General features: G+C 46.1%; 18 protein-coding genes. 2 read left to right on the forward strand and 16 right to left on the reverse strand.

The features are described from left to right. The first annotated feature begins 90 nt into the window (after nucleotides 1-90). Together QF041_RS13280 and QF041_RS13285 are read left to right on the forward strand one after the other, a co-directional pair. Nucleotides 91-558: a DUF2621 domain-containing protein gene (locus tag QF041_RS13280; RefSeq protein ID WP_307414539.1), complete on the forward strand. Its 468-nt coding sequence runs from the start codon at nucleotides 91-93 to the stop codon at nucleotides 556-558. A 159-nt stretch (nucleotides 559-717) separates the two neighbouring features. Continuing rightward, on the forward strand, nucleotides 718-1,629 hold the full coding sequence (locus tag QF041_RS13285; RefSeq protein WP_036610794.1) for a TIGR01777 family oxidoreductase: 912 nt from the start codon (nucleotides 718-720) through the stop codon (nucleotides 1,627-1,629). A 12-nt stretch (nucleotides 1,630-1,641) separates the two neighbouring features. Here QF041_RS13285 and QF041_RS13290 read toward each other — a convergent pair whose 3' ends face one another. The 16 genes from QF041_RS13290 to QF041_RS13365 all read right to left on the reverse strand — a co-directional run bounded on the left by QF041_RS13290 (nucleotide 1,642) and on the right by QF041_RS13365 (nucleotide 16,075). Continuing rightward, nucleotides 1,642-3,411, reverse strand: coding sequence for a DUF6382 domain-containing protein (locus QF041_RS13290; RefSeq protein ID WP_307414540.1), 1,770 nt, complete (start codon nucleotides 3,409-3,411; stop codon nucleotides 1,642-1,644). Nucleotides 3,412-3,748: 337 nt separating this feature from the next. After that, the gene (locus tag QF041_RS13295; RefSeq protein WP_307416959.1) at nucleotides 3,749-4,264 is read right to left on the reverse strand and encodes an A24 family peptidase; all 516 of its coding nucleotides are present in this window, start codon (nucleotides 4,262-4,264) and stop codon (nucleotides 3,749-3,751) included. Between the two features lie 11 nt (nucleotides 4,265-4,275). Then, nucleotides 4,276-5,307 (reverse strand): pilus assembly protein, encoded by a 1,032-nt coding sequence (locus QF041_RS13300; RefSeq protein WP_373461390.1) that lies wholly within the window; start codon nucleotides 5,305-5,307, stop codon nucleotides 4,276-4,278. Nucleotides 5,308-5,336: 29 nt separating this feature from the next. Then, a complete protein-coding gene (locus tag QF041_RS13305; RefSeq protein WP_307414542.1) occupies nucleotides 5,337-7,454 on the reverse strand; it encodes a hypothetical protein in 2,118 nt (705 codons plus the stop codon). Nucleotides 7,455-7,545: 91 nt separating this feature from the next. Further along, complete coding sequence (locus tag QF041_RS13310; protein WP_307414543.1) at nucleotides 7,546-8,220, reverse strand: TadE/TadG family type IV pilus assembly protein; 675 nt, start codon at nucleotides 8,218-8,220, stop codon at nucleotides 7,546-7,548. Further along, the gene (locus QF041_RS13315) at nucleotides 8,204-8,392 is read right to left on the reverse strand and encodes a Flp1 family type IVb pilin (RefSeq protein ID WP_150366477.1); all 189 of its coding nucleotides are present in this window, start codon (nucleotides 8,390-8,392) and stop codon (nucleotides 8,204-8,206) included. The genes QF041_RS13310 and QF041_RS13315 overlap by 17 nt, the downstream gene beginning before the upstream one ends. An 11-nt stretch (nucleotides 8,393-8,403) precedes the next feature. Beyond that, nucleotides 8,404-9,273 carry a type II secretion system F family protein gene (locus QF041_RS13320; RefSeq protein WP_307414544.1) on the reverse strand — a complete coding sequence of 290 codons (870 nt, stop codon included), beginning with the start codon at nucleotides 9,271-9,273 and terminating at the stop codon, nucleotides 8,404-8,406. 12 nt (nucleotides 9,274-9,285) lie between these two features. Then, complete coding sequence (locus tag QF041_RS13325; protein ID WP_074096793.1) at nucleotides 9,286-10,029, reverse strand: type II secretion system F family protein; 744 nt, start codon at nucleotides 10,027-10,029, stop codon at nucleotides 9,286-9,288. A 40-nt stretch (nucleotides 10,030-10,069) separates the two neighbouring features. Then, nucleotides 10,070-11,374, reverse strand: a complete 1,305-nt coding sequence (locus QF041_RS13330) for a TadA family conjugal transfer-associated ATPase (RefSeq protein WP_307416960.1) — start codon at nucleotides 11,372-11,374, stop codon at nucleotides 10,070-10,072. After that, the gene (locus QF041_RS13335; protein ID WP_307414545.1) at nucleotides 11,371-12,450 is read right to left on the reverse strand and encodes a nucleotide-binding protein; all 1,080 of its coding nucleotides are present in this window, start codon (nucleotides 12,448-12,450) and stop codon (nucleotides 11,371-11,373) included. The genes QF041_RS13330 and QF041_RS13335 overlap by 4 nt, the downstream gene beginning before the upstream one ends. Nucleotides 12,451-12,750: 300 nt before the next feature. Continuing rightward, the gene (locus QF041_RS13340) at nucleotides 12,751-13,134 is read right to left on the reverse strand and encodes a VOC family protein (protein WP_017690000.1); all 384 of its coding nucleotides are present in this window, start codon (nucleotides 13,132-13,134) and stop codon (nucleotides 12,751-12,753) included. 144 nt (nucleotides 13,135-13,278) lie between these two features. After that, nucleotides 13,279-14,142: a DUF6612 family protein gene (locus QF041_RS13345; protein ID WP_076209460.1), complete on the reverse strand. Its 864-nt coding sequence runs from the start codon at nucleotides 14,140-14,142 to the stop codon at nucleotides 13,279-13,281. A 67-nt stretch (nucleotides 14,143-14,209) separates the two neighbouring features. Beyond that, nucleotides 14,210-14,632, reverse strand: coding sequence for a thiol-disulfide oxidoreductase DCC family protein (locus QF041_RS13350; protein WP_047842029.1), 423 nt, complete (start codon nucleotides 14,630-14,632; stop codon nucleotides 14,210-14,212). Nucleotides 14,633-14,821: 189 nt separating this feature from the next. Beyond that, nucleotides 14,822-15,100 (reverse strand): hypothetical protein, encoded by a 279-nt coding sequence (locus QF041_RS13355; protein WP_036610814.1) that lies wholly within the window; start codon nucleotides 15,098-15,100, stop codon nucleotides 14,822-14,824. A 99-nt stretch (nucleotides 15,101-15,199) separates the two neighbouring features. Further along, nucleotides 15,200-15,445, reverse strand: coding sequence for a zinc ribbon domain-containing protein (locus tag QF041_RS13360; protein ID WP_036610816.1), 246 nt, complete (start codon nucleotides 15,443-15,445; stop codon nucleotides 15,200-15,202). A 210-nt stretch (nucleotides 15,446-15,655) separates the two neighbouring features. Next, complete coding sequence (locus tag QF041_RS13365; RefSeq protein ID WP_036610819.1) at nucleotides 15,656-16,075, reverse strand: organic hydroperoxide resistance protein; 420 nt, start codon at nucleotides 16,073-16,075, stop codon at nucleotides 15,656-15,658. Between the last annotated feature and the right edge of the window lie 254 nt (nucleotides 16,076-16,329).

Consider the following 16,329-nt stretch of genomic DNA (forward strand, 5'->3'; position numbering starts at 1 on the left):
ATAGAGGCTATTTTTGACAGCTAATATGTGGAACATGGGTAGGCGGAATCCGTCTTTCCGTGAAAATCAATGAACCGAGGTGACTCCGCAATGATTTTCGACTCCTACGCGATAATACTGACCAGCTATTCCCCCAGCAATTGGTTTATGAATACGATCGCATTCTGGACTTTTTTATTGCTAGGCAGCATGTGTGTCGGTGGATTTTTCATGATGCGCAAGTTTTTGAAAGTGCTACCAAAAGCAGACGGAAAGTCCAAACTGGATTGGCAGAATTATTGGGTTGAAGCCAGCCGTCACTTATGGACAGATGAAGCCAAAGCTTTTTTGGATCAACTAGTGGAGCCTGTGCCCGGGCCATTTCGTGACATCGCCAAACATTCCATTGCTGCAGAAATCGGTAAGATTGCAGTTGAAGACAATGCCACGGAAGTATCGAGAGATCATTGCATCAAAGGATACATTATTGCCACACCGAAGCGGGATAATAAGTTTTTGGTAAAATTTTTGGAGAAAAACAAAATCGATTATTCCCCTTATCAACATTTGATTAAATAAAATAAAAGATGAGTTAAGTGGCATATAGATTTGGTTAATTAGATACAGATATGCTCCGTCAGGTAAGTTGTTCCCAACAGGCATTGCTTACCGTACGGGGCTGTTTGTCGATCCAACGGTATGTATCAGCGCAGTGAAAATACAGAGAGGATGTTTGATATGAAAATTGCCATTTGTGGAGGTACCGGATTTGTGGGAGGAGCACTTGTAGATTACTGGCTGCAAGCCGGGCACCATGTGAAAGTTATTACACGCAAACTGCCTGACTTGCATAATCCAAGTAAAAATCTTACATATATATCGTGGGAACAAGTCGAAGAACAACCTCACTTGCTGGAAGGTATGGACGCTCTCGTTAACCTTGCCGGAGAAACGCTGAATCAACGTTGGACAACCAAGGCGAAGCTGGAGATTGTTGAATCCAGAGTCACGACAGTAGCGCGGGTAGCCCGATTGGTAGAATCCCTGGAACAAAAGCCGGAAGTGGTCGTTCAGGCTTCTGCCATGGCCATCTATGGAACCTCTCCTAACGAAACCTTTGACGAGAGCAGTCCGCAAAAATCAATGAATTTCCCCTCCCGGGTCTCGGAACAATGGGAAGTTGCTGCAGATGCTATCAAAAATGTAAGACTCGTTAAAATCCGGGTGAGTCTGGTGCTTGGACATAAAAGAGGTGCTTTTCCATTGATGAAACTTCCTTATATGCTGGGTGTTGGTGGCAAGATCGGCAGTGGCAAGCAATGGACCAGCTGGATTCACATTATGGATATCGTAAGACTCATTGATTTTAGCATTCAAAATAAACAAGTGTCAGGTCCGGTCAATGCTTCCTCACCAAATCCTGTTACCAATGATGAATTCGGTCGTACGGTCGGTAAAGTGTATCATCGCCCTCACTGGTTCCCCGTACCCAGCTTCCTGATTAAAACCTTGGTTGGAGAACTATCCGTTGTCGTGCTTCAAGGGCAGAGAGTCATTCCGCAAAAAGCTCTCGACCACGGGTTCCAGTTCACCTTCCCAACCTTAACCCAGGCACTGGAAGATCTGAAGCACCGCGGCTTATCTGACTGATTGAACTATGTCTTATCCAACCGACCGATAAGTGTAGACTGATTCCGCAAGTGTAAATGTGTCTCCATCCGCCAATGGATACTCCTTATACGGAGCAAGAATATTGCCCTGAAGAATGGTGCCATTGACGGAACCCAGATCCTTAATCACATAGCCCGATTTGTTCCGGCTCAATTCCACATGAGCACGGGACACGCCGGTCGCTGTGTCCACCCACTGAACCATGTCTGCTGATCTTCCGATGACAAAAGATGCTCCTTGCACATCCATCCGTTCATGTTGGTCACCGGTGCCGGATCTTCGTTCAAGATAATAAGACGCCATCACCGGGCCTGCTGTAACATTACATCCACTCAGATTCTGCAAATTCACGGTTGCCTCCGCAACTGCATCCTGTCGAATTAGCTCTGAAGTTGAAGCTACCGTTTCCACATGGCGCTGAACGAACGGTGGTTCGGAGTGTTCAGGTGTCATGTGCAAATTTTGAAAGCGGGAATGCTCGCTACCACCTTCTGAGGCGGATGCGACCGTTTGGTTTATGCGTTCCTCTTTCCTATCAGCTGTATTCCAGCGCCAACTTTCCTGAAATTGTTCCTCATCCTCTTCCGTTTGCTTGCCTTTGTTCTTACCTAAATTGAATGAAAAAGACCGCTTATTCTCTGAGTCATTATGAGGACTTCCCTTGCGCTTCCACGTCCATCCTGCTACACCAAGCAAACCAAGGCTTAGTACCATGCACAGGATCATCTGCGTCTGTCCCGGTTGCTCCATGTAAATAAATCTCCATACCAATGCCATGGCAACCATGCAGCCCAATATGATATAGGTTACTTTGGAAGATCCCGACTTTTCCTCCACTTCCATATCAACACGCTCTAGCGAATCATACGGGTTACTTCCTCTCTTATCCATACCGTTTGAACTCTCCAATGGAAATTGCTCAGGTGAGCGCCTGCCTGGAAAGGTTCGAGATCTCACCAGAATGTCTTCAACCTCAGATTCACTCTTATTGTGCAGCTGACGGAAATTTAGTTGCGGCCCCACACCAGCATTTTGAACGGGAGGACCGGGTTGATATGGCCGAGAAGTACCAGTGGCTAGCCTGCTATCTCGCTCAGAAATCAACGAATGAAGATCACCTCTTGAATCATTGGGTGTTTCCGAAGTTCTGGACGAGAGAAATGCTGCGCCTCCTCCATTCTCTTGCTCGTCAGCGTATAATTCCAAAAGAAGCTCTCGCAACTGTCTGATATCCCAGCGTTCGTTGTCACATAACTGCAGAACACGCTGAATGCCTTCTCCCTGCAGTTCCTGTACATGTGCCATCAGCCTGATCACCAGCTCACGGAATTGCTGAGGTATTGGATCAACTTCAACCTTATCCATGATTGGTACATATACCATCCCAAGCTCACCCTGTTCGAATGAACCATTGATGAACAAGTACTCTTCCTGGATCAATAATTTACGAGGCTCCAGCATATATTGCCGGCATTCCGTGAAGGCATCAGCTAGTTGGAACAACAAACCGTACAGAACACGCAATTTGATTTTGCTTGACTTTAACATCTGGGATAACATCTTGTACCCTGATATGTCGTACTGCAAAGTTACATTTCGATCGACTTCCCGAATATGAACAGGAAGAAGTCGCGGAATCTGATTGGACGCCAACATCCCCATCTGTACCCGGCTCAATTCCTCCATTCGTAACCCGTCCTCTTTCTCCAAAACCATGAACGCTCCGCCGTTACGAATAAAATCTCTCGTTAATCCATACATGCCAATCCTCTCTTTCCATTGTTATATAGGATCAACTAAAGAAAGTTACACTGGGTACTTCGATGACAGAACAACCTTCCGATCGCTGTTATCCCCAGATTTCTTGATTCCCTTTGTAAAGGGGAAAATCCGGGGATAAAGGCAAAGCATATGCTTCCGATGCAGCTTTCTTTCAGAAAGCTTTTAGCTCCGCTTCTTCAGGTTTTTTCCGTCCTCTCCGTTCTCGTGTAAAAAGTTTAGTTGATATAAGTTGAGTTACAATACACCACACTCTTCCACTCCAATCGCAGTGCTATCTTCGATCACTGTTATCCTAACGTTTTCCAGATTCCTGATATCAAGGGAAAAGTCCTGAGACAAGGACCGTGATAAACCCGGGCAATACCGCCAGCATAAACGGAAACTTCAATGTCTTCTCTTTGTTCACCAGCTTGAGCGAACCAAGAATGAAGAACCCGGCAAGATTGCCTGCCATGCCCCGAATCCGTTTCGCTGAGTCCTTGCGGAATAGAAGTATCACTAAACCAATGGCTCCCGCATACAAAACGGAGTAAATAATGACATGAATGCCAAAAGCAAGTCCCGTCCATGCGCCAATCCCACCAAACAATTTCACATCTCCTGCCCCTACGGCTCCAATCGCATACATCAGAAACAAAATGCCAAAACCTGCTGCAAATCCAGCGGCTGAGAACAAGAAACCATCCCAACCTCCCCATATGATGTGGGCCAATACGCCTGCAACAGTCACGGGTAAAGTCAATCGATTTGGAATTTTCATTGAACGAATATCTGTAATAAAAGCTGCAATGACGTATATGCCACAGGCAATATAAAACCACTCCACCTCCATCATCCCCTTCCTTATTTTCTAGAGGCCACGGTAAACGTAGTCTCCGTCTTGGCACCTTCCCCTGTCTCGACAACAAAACTCCATGTTCCTTCTGTTGTCCGAGTACCAACAAACCAGTTCCACTCAATAATTCCATTCTCATCTGCGGTGGCCCAGCCGATGTGCTTTGCAGAACTTTCACCTGACTTGTAAAATATCGTTAAATTGGCTGTCGCTCCTGGTTCTACCTTCACCTTAATCGTTGCATTATTGCCTATGTAAGCCGGGTCAGGCTTCGACAGAACCGTTGCTGAACCCGCAGTATCCCCGTCTCCTGCGCTGCCATCTGATCCTTCTCCGGTATCTCCAATCCATACCCGTTCTGCCGCAGCAGCCTGAATCCGAAGCGGTTTACTGAGAAAGGGGACTTTTACAGGCAATTCATAACTCAATTCAAGTCGGAAATATGGATTTGTTTTGTTTTTGAGATCAGGTATCGAAATACCATTCACATGAACACGTTCCATATTCAGCAGCGTTGGTTCGATAAATGGTTGAAGCAGCGGTTTTACCGTGGGATCAAGTACGGTTTCCAAGACGGATGTTTTGATCTCCTGTAGTGGCTGTTCACCACTGGCCGCAGCTGAACGTACCCAATCACTTAATGGCTCGGGTAGAGAAGAAGCATAACCTTCTGCCCATTCCGTCAGAGATAACTCTGGTATCTTCCAACCCCCTCCAGAACCTTCTCCGCCGGCAGAATCAGAAGGTGTGAATGCAAGGGAAACGGGATATATTTTCGTTGATAACTGCTTCACCGCTTCACCCGCCGTGCTCTGTAACGCTGTGGAGATTAGAGTCATTTGCACTATGAAGATGAGAAACATGATAAAGAACAGAAAGACAGGTAACACCAGTGAAGCTTCCAGAACCATGCTGCCCTGTTCCTTTTTCGGAGAATATATTTGCTTATTCAGAGACTTCAAACGCTGCAATCTGATTATTCTTGTTAAACGAATCTGCATTTGTGCGCTTTTTTTTTCGTAATGTTGCTGCTTGTCCATAATCCCTCCACCGAAACGATCCTGATCATTCAATAGGAATAATCCGCCTTCCGCTCAATGAAAAATCGCCCATCTTCAACCTGGTCCGCACTACCCATAACAGCACCTATGCTTCTAACCACCCCTGGTAAAAACCACAGTTTGATGCTACTACTCATGTTACCCGAAGCATACGTCTGTTTCTCATCTGGATTCACACCCGTATTCAATCGAATTAGCGCCAGCATTCTGGACATTTTGCGTTCATTGTTACTATGCATCAATAGGAACAATCGGAGATGGTCCCTGTACGTCAGTTTGACTTTGATATACTTGGACAATTCCACACTGCCCTCTTTTGCTAATTTCACCATATCCGCGATGGCGTTTGTAATCCCGTATAAGATTGCCGCCGATAATACCAGAAGTGGGTTCCCAAGCTTGCTGTGCTCAATTAACCCTTCAGCCGTCCGAATAGCCAGCCGCATCCCAAATATCTCCGCATATGCCGCAGCGATGTTACCCGAAGGGTTATGAAACCCGTAGACGATATACTCCAGTTCCTGATTCTCCAATTTGAAGACATCACCAGCATCTCCACCACCTTCAGTCCAGGTAAATAACTGACCAAAGTCCATGGAATTGAAATAGGCTAGAGCGTACTCATTCTGAAATAATTCGTCACCAAGACTGTCCAGCAGACCGGACATCCCGCCAAACAAACTGTCCATTCCCTTCATGGCATCGCCACCAGAGTCATAGGGATCTCCAGCAATCTCTGCCTTTTTGGCTTCCTCACGACTAGCCTCGTTAAAAGAAATATTAGCGTTGTAATATTCCTCCAACTGTTTGAAAGCGTCCACGGAACCCGAACTTCCATTCTGAATCTGCGACAAGATTCGTTTGACTTCCTTCAATTTCCCTTTGGATTCTTTGTCATTCGCTTTGCGTTGGGCATCCGACCCACGACCACTCTCCAGCTGCTGCTTACTTTGGAGGATGAGATTGGCCGGACCGCTACGTACATAGTTGTCCATATATCGTTCCGTAACCTGACTTGCCTGTCTGACCGCTGGTTTAATCGGAACCCCACTCATGGCCATGACACTGTGAAGCTGTGTATTCAATTCCATGTTGTCTCTTCTGACGTTAGAGAAGTCCGAATTCTGGGAAACAACCCGTGTCTTCAACTGATCAAATAGGCTATCTGCCCTCACAAGCTCCGAAGCAAGAGAACGTGTACTTTTGGCTTCAGTGCCTGATCCAGTAGATACAGGACTCGTCCCAGGCAGATTCGAGTTGCCGACGTTGTCATAGCTCGCGTTCTGCGAACGGTTCTCCCCCTCCGCGATCACACGTTTCATTTCCTCATTGATCTTGCGTGCTTCTTCGATTTTGGACTGTGCTTCCTCCAGCTTCGTTTGATGGGCCTGTAACGCCGGTTGTATGATCATGCTGATGCCTGTCACCACATTACCAACACCAGTCCGATAACGAGCCAGTTCCAATATGTATTGTTGCTCTCTGAACGGCAGTCCCTCATCTGCCTGTTTCTTGTTAAGATAATCTGCATAACGTGCCGCCGCCTCGGCAGCTGTCTCTGGTGTTTCTTCCAACATTTCTTCATAGATAGCTTGTGAAGGCGGGTCCATGATCAACTTTGGAAGATTCTTCAGCTTCTCCGCGGATTCCGTCTGATTGGCAATGGCTTCGTCCAGTAACTCTTCACGTTTGTCATATAACTTCTGTAATTTTTTCAGCAAGTCTACCGTGTGCGCTGCTTCCTTCATCTCGTCTGATATCGGTTTGAACCGATTGATCACTTCAAGGGTAAAATCAACCGGAGCCCGATACTTCATGTCCTCCTGAATCTGGCGATTAAATATATCGTATTTGCCCAGTTCACGCTCCATGCTCAGCGTAGTTGTATCCCACTGGATATCCAGAATGGGGAATCCATCTTTTACAGATGAAGGCTTCACACTATCATTCAACACTTTAGCCATAATTGCATCCCCACTACTGTCGCCATACCCGAATAAACCATACTCCCGTAGTGAGGTGTCATAGGCTGACATGACGGATCTCATCGCAGCATGTGTCATGCGCTCGGTCTGCACCTTGAATGCCGCTATTCGAGCGTAATCAATAAATATAGCGACAAACATATAAACTCCGGCCAATATTAATATTAAAAAAAGGGTTACGGCTCCCGACTCACCGTCTTTTTTTCTAAACAGCTCCGCCCTCCTCCTTCTCTCACTTTTTGCTTTTGCCAAAATGCTGCACAACCTGTCCGGCTTCTGCCGCTGTACTGGTCGCTGCACCGCCTTTTCCTTTAAACTTGGCTGCGTAATAACGGACCAGATCGACCGTTCGAATGAATTCAACCGGTTCAACAACTGCGGACGATCCTTGAGTGAGGACACGGTTACCTGAATCGAACAAAAAAGAAGGAAGAGGCAAAGAAATTACTTGTTCCAGCTTGGTTGTTACTTTCCGCTGAATCAGAGAATTCTGAAACTCAATCGTTCCTTTCATAGCTGAGGGCATATGTTGCACCGCTTGTGCTAATTTCTGTTCCGAGAGATTGCCGCCTTCACCAGCAGGTATAGAAACGCTAACCTGATTATCCGCTCCCGCCCAGCCAAACAGCGCTCCAAGCATACGATCGTCCGTCAGTCTCCAATACAGATTGTCATGTTCTCCAGCAACATATTCACCTGTCATCGCCTGTTTGTGGCTGTTGTCCCAGCTATAGGCTGCACGTTCGGAAGCTGCATAGGCATGTTGATTCAGGAATGTCTTTTGATACATGTACATGGTAAAGAAAAGCAACAACACAAGAATAAACAGCACAACAGGGAAGATCAGGGAGGCTTCAACGGTGAAGCTCCCTTCTTCCTTTTTGAACTTGTTATTCGAAGAATTCATTACTTTTATTACTCACATTAGTTAACAGTCTTTCTACCAATTTTTTAATTTGGTCTTTAAAAATCAAAGCAATAATGATAATAACCCCGATAATCAGAATCAGCTCCAACGTGCCGAGCCCGTCCTCTTCTTTCCAAAATGCGCTTACCTTGTTTTTTAACACTTCCATCATCCCAATTCCTCCTACATATTCATCATCATAAAAGCAGGTGCCCCGATCATGACCACAATCGTAAAAAAGATCAGTACCATCGGAAACACCAGTTTGGAAGAAGCCTGTTCTCCCTTCGCCCGACTGACAGCCTTGCGTTTCTCCCACAACACATGTGACAGATCCCGCAGCGCCAATACAAAGTCACCTCCCCCACGCCGGAAATTCAGCAGCACTGTTGTCGTAAAAATCGTCACTTCTTGAACACCGCAGCGGCGACTGAACTGTTCAAATGATTGTTGAAACGAGTAACCATTATTCCAATCTCCCACCGTCTTTCTGAGTTCGTTGTACAACGGATGATTCCGTTCCCCCTGGCTTGTCACACAGTGAACGATGGCACGTTGCACGGTCTCCCCTGCGCCAACCAGCAGTACAATTCGGTTCAGCATCTCAGGCAGTTCCATAAGAATATCCTGGTCTCTTCGCTGCACCTTTGTATTAAGGTCTTTGTAGAGCGCAAAAGGCAACGCTGCACCGAGCGCGAGCCCACCCACCATACCTCCGATGCCCATATCTCCAACGAGTGATAACAGGCAGCCCAGCAGCAGCATGAGCCACGTATAGGTCAACATTTCGGCGCAATACAGCATCGTTTTCTCTCCACTGTGCTGTATGCCATACATTTTCTGAATGGCATGTTGCATCCGAAACATGAGCACAGGCAATCTGCGTCCAATCTCAAACTTGTCCAATATAAACAGGAAGGGGCCATGCAATTTTTTCAGTCGTAATCCTTCCATATCCAGCTTGCGCAGATGCCGGTAGGTCTGCCCCCGGGTTCGATCCAGCACCAGCCATCCCGCTCCGAGTATCCCTGCGACTATAACGGGAAGCAGCATCTTTTCAGCTCCTTATACTTTGATATCCATAATGCGATTAATCCACAGATAACAGCAGGCGAGTACTGCCAAGGCACCACTAGAGATGAGGTACCCCATCCCGCTATATAACGGCTCCATAAAGTCCTTGGCGGTCAGATTGAGAAATATCAGAAAAATAAATGGAGCGGCAAACATTACCTTTGATTCAAACTTTTTCTGCGATACCGCGACCATAATATCCTGCTGAATGTCCAGCTTCTCACCAATCACCGCAGAGGTACGACGCACAACTTCAACCAGATCCCCGCCAGTTCGTTTGCACGTAATGAACACATCTGCAAAGTTCGTAATATCTTCAATCTGCGCCCGATCCGAAAAATCCTGTAGTGCCTCTTCAATTGGTTGTCCATACTCCATCCGTGTCCGCAATATCGTGAACTCACGAATCAGATCGGTATCCGCTTCCGGGTTCAACATCCGCAGATCCTCTACGGATTCCTTGAATCCATTTTCCACCGATTTTCCTGCTGCCAGTGCCGAAGATAATGCATATAATGCTTGCTTAAAATGTAAACTGAGTGTCATTCTTTTTCGTTCCAACAGCACTTTAGTCCAATGTTTTGGTACCCATATGCAACCCGCAGCCAGGATCGCTCCAGCCAACCAGTGATGGTAGAACAGAATTCCGATGCCAAAAAACAGCAGACCACTAATCAGCATACAGACCATTCGTTGTCTCCGGGAAAGCGCATATACGGTGTAATCCGTCAACATCTGTCTGGCTTCACCCAACAGTAATCACCTTCCAATGACTTTAATTCACGTTGTTATCTGATGAACCTATTCCAACACTATATTGTTCTATGTATTCATCCAGCCATTTCCCGAGCCCAGCCATCTGAATTTTATCCACCTGATTCAACTTTCCAACCTGTACTAACCCTCCAATAATTTTGCCTCCACGCTCTTCTTGTTCCTGGAAACGAAACAGTGGATTCAGCATAACCTCACCGTCCTGCATGCCAATCACTTCACTAATCTCTGTCACCCGCCGTGAGCGGTCTCGTAGCCGGGACAGATGTACGAAAATATCGATTGCTGAACTAATCTGCTGCCGTACAACCGCAATCGGAAGATCCGCACCGCTGAGCACCATCGTTTCAAGTCTGCTGATCATGTCCGAGATAGTATTGGCGTGCCCAGTTGATAAGCTTCCATCATGTCCTGTGTTCATGGCCTGTAACATATCCAGCGCTTCTGCGCCCCTGACTTCCCCAATCACAATCCGGTTCGGACGCATCCGTAAGGAAGATTTGATCAGATCCCGAATAGATATCTGTCCCTTGCCTTCGGTGTTTGCATTCCGCGTTTCCAGTGATACCAGATTGGGTACCGTAACAATCTGTAACTCAGCCGAATCCTCAATGGTAATAATCCGCTCATCGGCAGGGATGAACTGTGATAATGCGTTCAGAAAGGTCGTTTTTCCCGATCCGGTTCCACCTCCAATGAAGATGTTGTATTTGCTCCGTACCAACTGCTGCAATAATTCTGCCGCCTCTTCATGCAGGGCACCCTTCTCAATCAGATCGGACATCTTCATCGGTTCACTGGGGAATTTACGAATCGTCATCGTGGGACCTTTCAAGGCAATAGGCGGCAACACGATATTAACCCGCGAACCATCCTTTAAACGGGCATCTACAATTGGAGAAGATTCATTCACAATTCGGTTTACCCCGGACACAATCATCTGGATAATATCCTCGAGCCGTTCCCTGGACTCGAATTCAAGGGTGATCTGGCTGACTTCACCTTCCTGCTCCACAAAAATCTCCTTGTGACTATTGATCATAATCTCCGTAATATCGGGATGATCCACAAGCGGTTGCAGAATATCCAATCCACGAAAGGAGTCAAACAATCGCTGTACCAGCGTATGACGCTCTCCTGAGGTCAGATCATCCAGCTTCGGGTCAGTGAGAACTTTGCGTTCTATCCCCTGCCACAGTTCATCATCTCCTGCGGAAGAGGTTAAATCGAGGCCAGCCCTGACTTCCCTGCGCATCATCTGAAACTGTTCTTCACGATCCAGTATTTTATTGGATGAATCCGTCATAGTGCCCACCGATCCTGCTTCTGAATTCGTCCCGTCTGCTTCAATTCTTCTTCGCCATCTTGTACCAGCATGGCACATAATCTCTTCACTTCACGTTGGAAGATCGGAGAACTAAGCATGACTTCCTCCTGACTGAGTTGTTTCCAAGAAGGGATGTAAGGCAACACTGCATCCAGATGCAGATCAGGGCGTGGGAGTGCATTGACGACATTGTCCCGATATTTGTTAACCACAAATCGTGAACGATCCAGCATACTTTCGTACAGGTCTGGCTTCGTACGCTCAGCATGCTGTAACCATTGTCCCCATCGATGCATGGCAGATATATCATCCTCAACCAGCCAGACAAATGCATCTGCTGCATCCAGCACCCCTTCACTGCGCCCATCCCAACCGGAATCCCCATCCAGAATCAGCACGTCATACTGTCCACAATCCGTTAAATAACGAAGCAGATTCGACGTATCCTCACGAGTCATTTGCAACAGTTCTTTCCGATTCGATAATGGCCAGAACACATCGGATTTCAGTGCTTCATGCCGGACCACATATCCATCTACGCCCTTCGATTGCACCTGTAACTGCTTGCCGGATTCCTTTCTGCCCACCTTCAGATCGTATAACAGGCGTGACAATCCCGTCTCCGCATCCGGGTGACGCTGCCCACTTCTAGTTAGTCCCTTTTCCAGAAACGGGAGCGTACTGTCCAGCGTCTCCAGATTCAGATAAAGAACAGCATATCCTGCAAGTCCCAATTGCTTCGCCATATGCAGGGCTACTGCCGTTTTGCCACTTCCACCCGAAGCGGATACTACACCGATGGAGAGAGTCTCTTGCCCCGGATGGTGAACCTTCTTACGGCGTGGCTGCCGGCAAGCATGCATCACAGCATCCAGCAAAGCAGGCAAGGGTTGATATTTCATCAGCCGCTTGGCCTCATCCACCTCTTCCATCCCTTCACTAAGCATTAGCCAAGGTACACCTGATACTTCTCCCCCGTTATTCAGCCAGTCATTCAGAAACTCCGGTTCCGCAATAACCAGATCCGGTAATTCTCTACCTTCTTGCTTATTCATGTGATCCCTGAACGAATCTTCTTGGAGAGAATGCCGTGAAACGCACATAAAGATCAGATGAATTTCCCTGTACATAATCAAGCCAGGCGCTAATGTAATCTCTATCCTTTGAAACCAGAACAACCTTCAGTACAATCAAATTTTCCTTCCCTCCCTGTCAAAAAGCACAAAGAAAGCACCGTCCAATAACCGCATGAATATGCAGTATATGGACGGTGCTTCCGTCACGTGCTATGAATGTATGGATAATATAGCATACAATTTCTGGGGGAGCAAGAGATTTATTCTAACCATTTTCCCTTAAGAGTTATACGGTGAATCGAACTCAATAATGTTACGGTCCGGATCAAGTACAAAAATCTGCGCGAATCCAGCCACACTGTCAGGTCTCGCTTCATACTCAATTCCCTGCTGCTCCAGCCAGGCTATAGTCCCTGAATAACTGGTGACCCAGATCGCAAAGTGACCGTCTGTAGTATCAATCCCAGCCTCACGTAACGTGTGACCCTCCGGGTGCTGTAACAGATGAAGCTGCTGGCTACCGATGGCATACCATGTACCTGTGGAGCGGAAAGGCGGACGTTCAATCTCCTGCATTCCCAGTAACCCCGAATAGAATTTCTTCGCGATTTCCAGATCACGTACAGCCAGACTTACATGGTGGATGTGCGCATATTCAATCATCTTTTATCTCCCCTCTCTACTTCAATATGACTATACTATAACACCTTGAACGCTGACCATAATCTCCGCTAAACAGAAAAACACCTCTGGTTCTAATCCGGTAAACCTCTCGGCTCACACAGATCTAGTTCAGAGGTGCCTGTTTTATTTAGCGCTATCCAATGCTTCTTGTGGAATCTTAATCTCTTCCACTTGATCTTGATTAGAAAATGTACTGTTCATCTTCATGTCCATCGTCATTTTCTGCCCATTCTGTTCCATCTCCATGACCATGGTTACGTCCGTACTTGCAGGCAGGTAGGTTTCTTTGTTGATCATGTATTTCATCTTCATGCTAGTGATATTCATCTGATCAAGCATGGCTTGCATCTGGGCATCCGATCCGTTCTGCTCCATCACGGCTTTCGCTAGTTCCTTCACATTATCACCGGATACGTCAGCGTTAATCACATAATTGTCGCCTTCTTCGGTCACTTCAGTATCTTCTTCAATCTTTTTGAATTGCTCCAATTCACCTTCCGGATTCATGCTTGCCTTCATCTGCTCAATCAGTTCCTTGGTTTGAGCTTCAGGAATCGCAACCCATTGATCCCCAACTTGAGAGTAGATTTTATCCGAAGTGATATACTGCTTCACGTTCTGAGCTTCCTGTCCCGACATTTCCATTTTCATCTCTTGATAGATCATCATTGGATCTTTGATAATATCCATCTTGAGCGATGTTTTAACCTGTTGATCCTGGGACTGTTCACCAGCATCCAGTTTCAGATTCTGATCAATATTTGCTTCAGTTGTGAAGCTTTTCATTTCTTTCGTTGCTGCATTGGTTTTGGTAATCAATTCGTCCAGGGTAGGGACCTTTGTTTCCTGCTCCGCAGGTGTATTACCCTCGTTAGATGTTTCGTTGTTAGTCGCTGGCGGCGTTGCCGTATTATCTGTATCGTTACCGCATGCTGCCAAGCTCACTGCTAATAATGCCCCGATAAATAATGTAGTCCACTTCTTCAAGTTGTTTTCCTCCCAAAATAGATATGATCTGTAGTCATTACCCAATTATTTCCGTTATTAATCACACTCACAAAAATCGATCTTTGATCTCCGGTGTAGGCAACATGCACGCTTCATCCTTGCCAAACCAGCGATAACGGTTGCGTGCCACCATGTTATAGACCGCATTACGAATGAATTTCGGTACAATAATGAATACATATAATAATGGATAAGGAAACTTCAGACCTTTGGCCAATCGCAGTGCGGCGGTTGAACGTGTATAGTATTTTCCATTTTCAATCAGAACAAAGGTATCCATACTGTCTGTCGACAAATTGCCCTTCGCCAGCAGTTCCTTGGCTACATCCGATTGAAGCGATGCAAAATGATATTTTCCTTCCGGGTCACGCTTGATAATCCATTTGGTTAAGCCCTGGCAGAAGTGACAGACGCCATCCACCAGTACGATGGGATGTCCCTGATGCACATCTGTTTGATTTGCTGTCATATTCGCTGCCTCCTATTGTTGCGGTTAGAGTAACTTACCCAATCTGGGCCATATTGTTCACTAATTCTAAAACTATTTCTAGAGGTAGTTCAAAAAGACTGAAAACCGCTCTTTTTTGAACACGCATTAATGGGAAATAAAAAGAAAAAGAGCGCAGGCATTGTGCCCACGCTCGTATCTGTCCGACAATTACTCCGTAACTGCCTTTTCCATCCATTGGTCATCGATCATCTGTTGATGCAGGTCACTTGCCCACTGGTCCATACATTTGCAAATGAAATCTTTGCGACATACTGGACAAGGGGTTTTCTGCAGACGGCTGATATTGGTCATCTTCCATTCCGGGGAACGGGTGTAGAATACACGGCATTTAGTACCGTCTACCAAATTCATTTTGAATTCATACAATCCGTCTTCCTTGTTACCATAAGCTAATTCTAAATCTGCAATACGCGGTCTATAAGACATGGATATCACCTGTTTAATTCAAATTTGGTTCATGCAATGACACTACTCAGTACTAAGTTATATTAAAGAAAATTCAGTTCAATGTCAACTCGCGCATGTCTACCCGCCAAACAGAATATCCAGAATAGTCCCGACCTGCCCCTGTTTTTTCCCTTTCAAAACATCCGGATCAAATACCTCAACATACCCGCAGGAAGCACAAGCCACGAACAGGTAGTGGTTATGCTGTATATCAAACATCTTGCTCAGGCCTGCTCCTGACATGGAAACTTCCTTAATGTTACAATCCGTGCCCCTGCATTTTGTACACACAAATCGCCGCTCGATCATCTCTTCAATACTCATCTTCGTTCCCCCTTTATGGAATGTGTAGCATGAAGTGGGAGTGCAATTATGTAAAATAGTACGCGATCTGGCATCTAATCTCCTGCACCATGTCCATATATTATAATCAACACAAAACCCTGCCGATTGCCAGCAGGGCTTTGTAGTCGAGCATCAGGTATCTGGGATACCCTGCTCTATATGTTCCCTTTACTTGCCAGGAGTCAAATCTTAGACTACGTTTAAAACAACATCAATGTTGCCGCGTGTTGCTTTGGAATATGGACAGAAATCATGCGCCTTGCGGGCCAGTTCCTCTGCTTGACTGTGATCTACACCAGGCATGCTAACGTCCAGACGAACAGACAGCTGGAAACCGTCATCCGCAGGGTCTTTACCAATGGATACGTTACTTGTAACAACCACATCCTCCAATTTCACACCTGCTTTGCGCGCTACATTGGCAAGGGCACTTTCATAACATGCTCCATATCCAGCGGCAAAAAGCTGCTCAGGGTTAGTACCTTCACCACCGGAGCCACCAAGCTCTTTTGGCATTTTCAGATCATGCTTAAGCACGCCATCCGAAGAAGTCACAGAACCTGTACGTCCACCTTTAACTGTCGCTACTGCTGTATATAAAGCTTCCATTTAAGAATCTCTCCCTTATCCATATAGTTTTTACTGCCTTCCTTTCAATTTAAACTTCTGGCTCATTTTGAAACGCAATTTTGTATCTTTATCAGCTTTTACAACTTTATTATTTTCATGCATTTCAATGCCATGGCTGTATTTTCTCCAAGGTTGGGTAATATACGAAGGGGCATCTTCAAGCTACAACCGGAATTTTGTGCTGATACATAAAAGTTGCACTAGACAAAAACAATTGAAGGAGTACAATGTAA

Origin of the sequence: Paenibacillus sp. W2I17, from assembly GCF_030815985.1 — a bacterium.
GTDB lineage: Bacteria > Bacillota > Bacilli > Paenibacillales > Paenibacillaceae > Paenibacillus.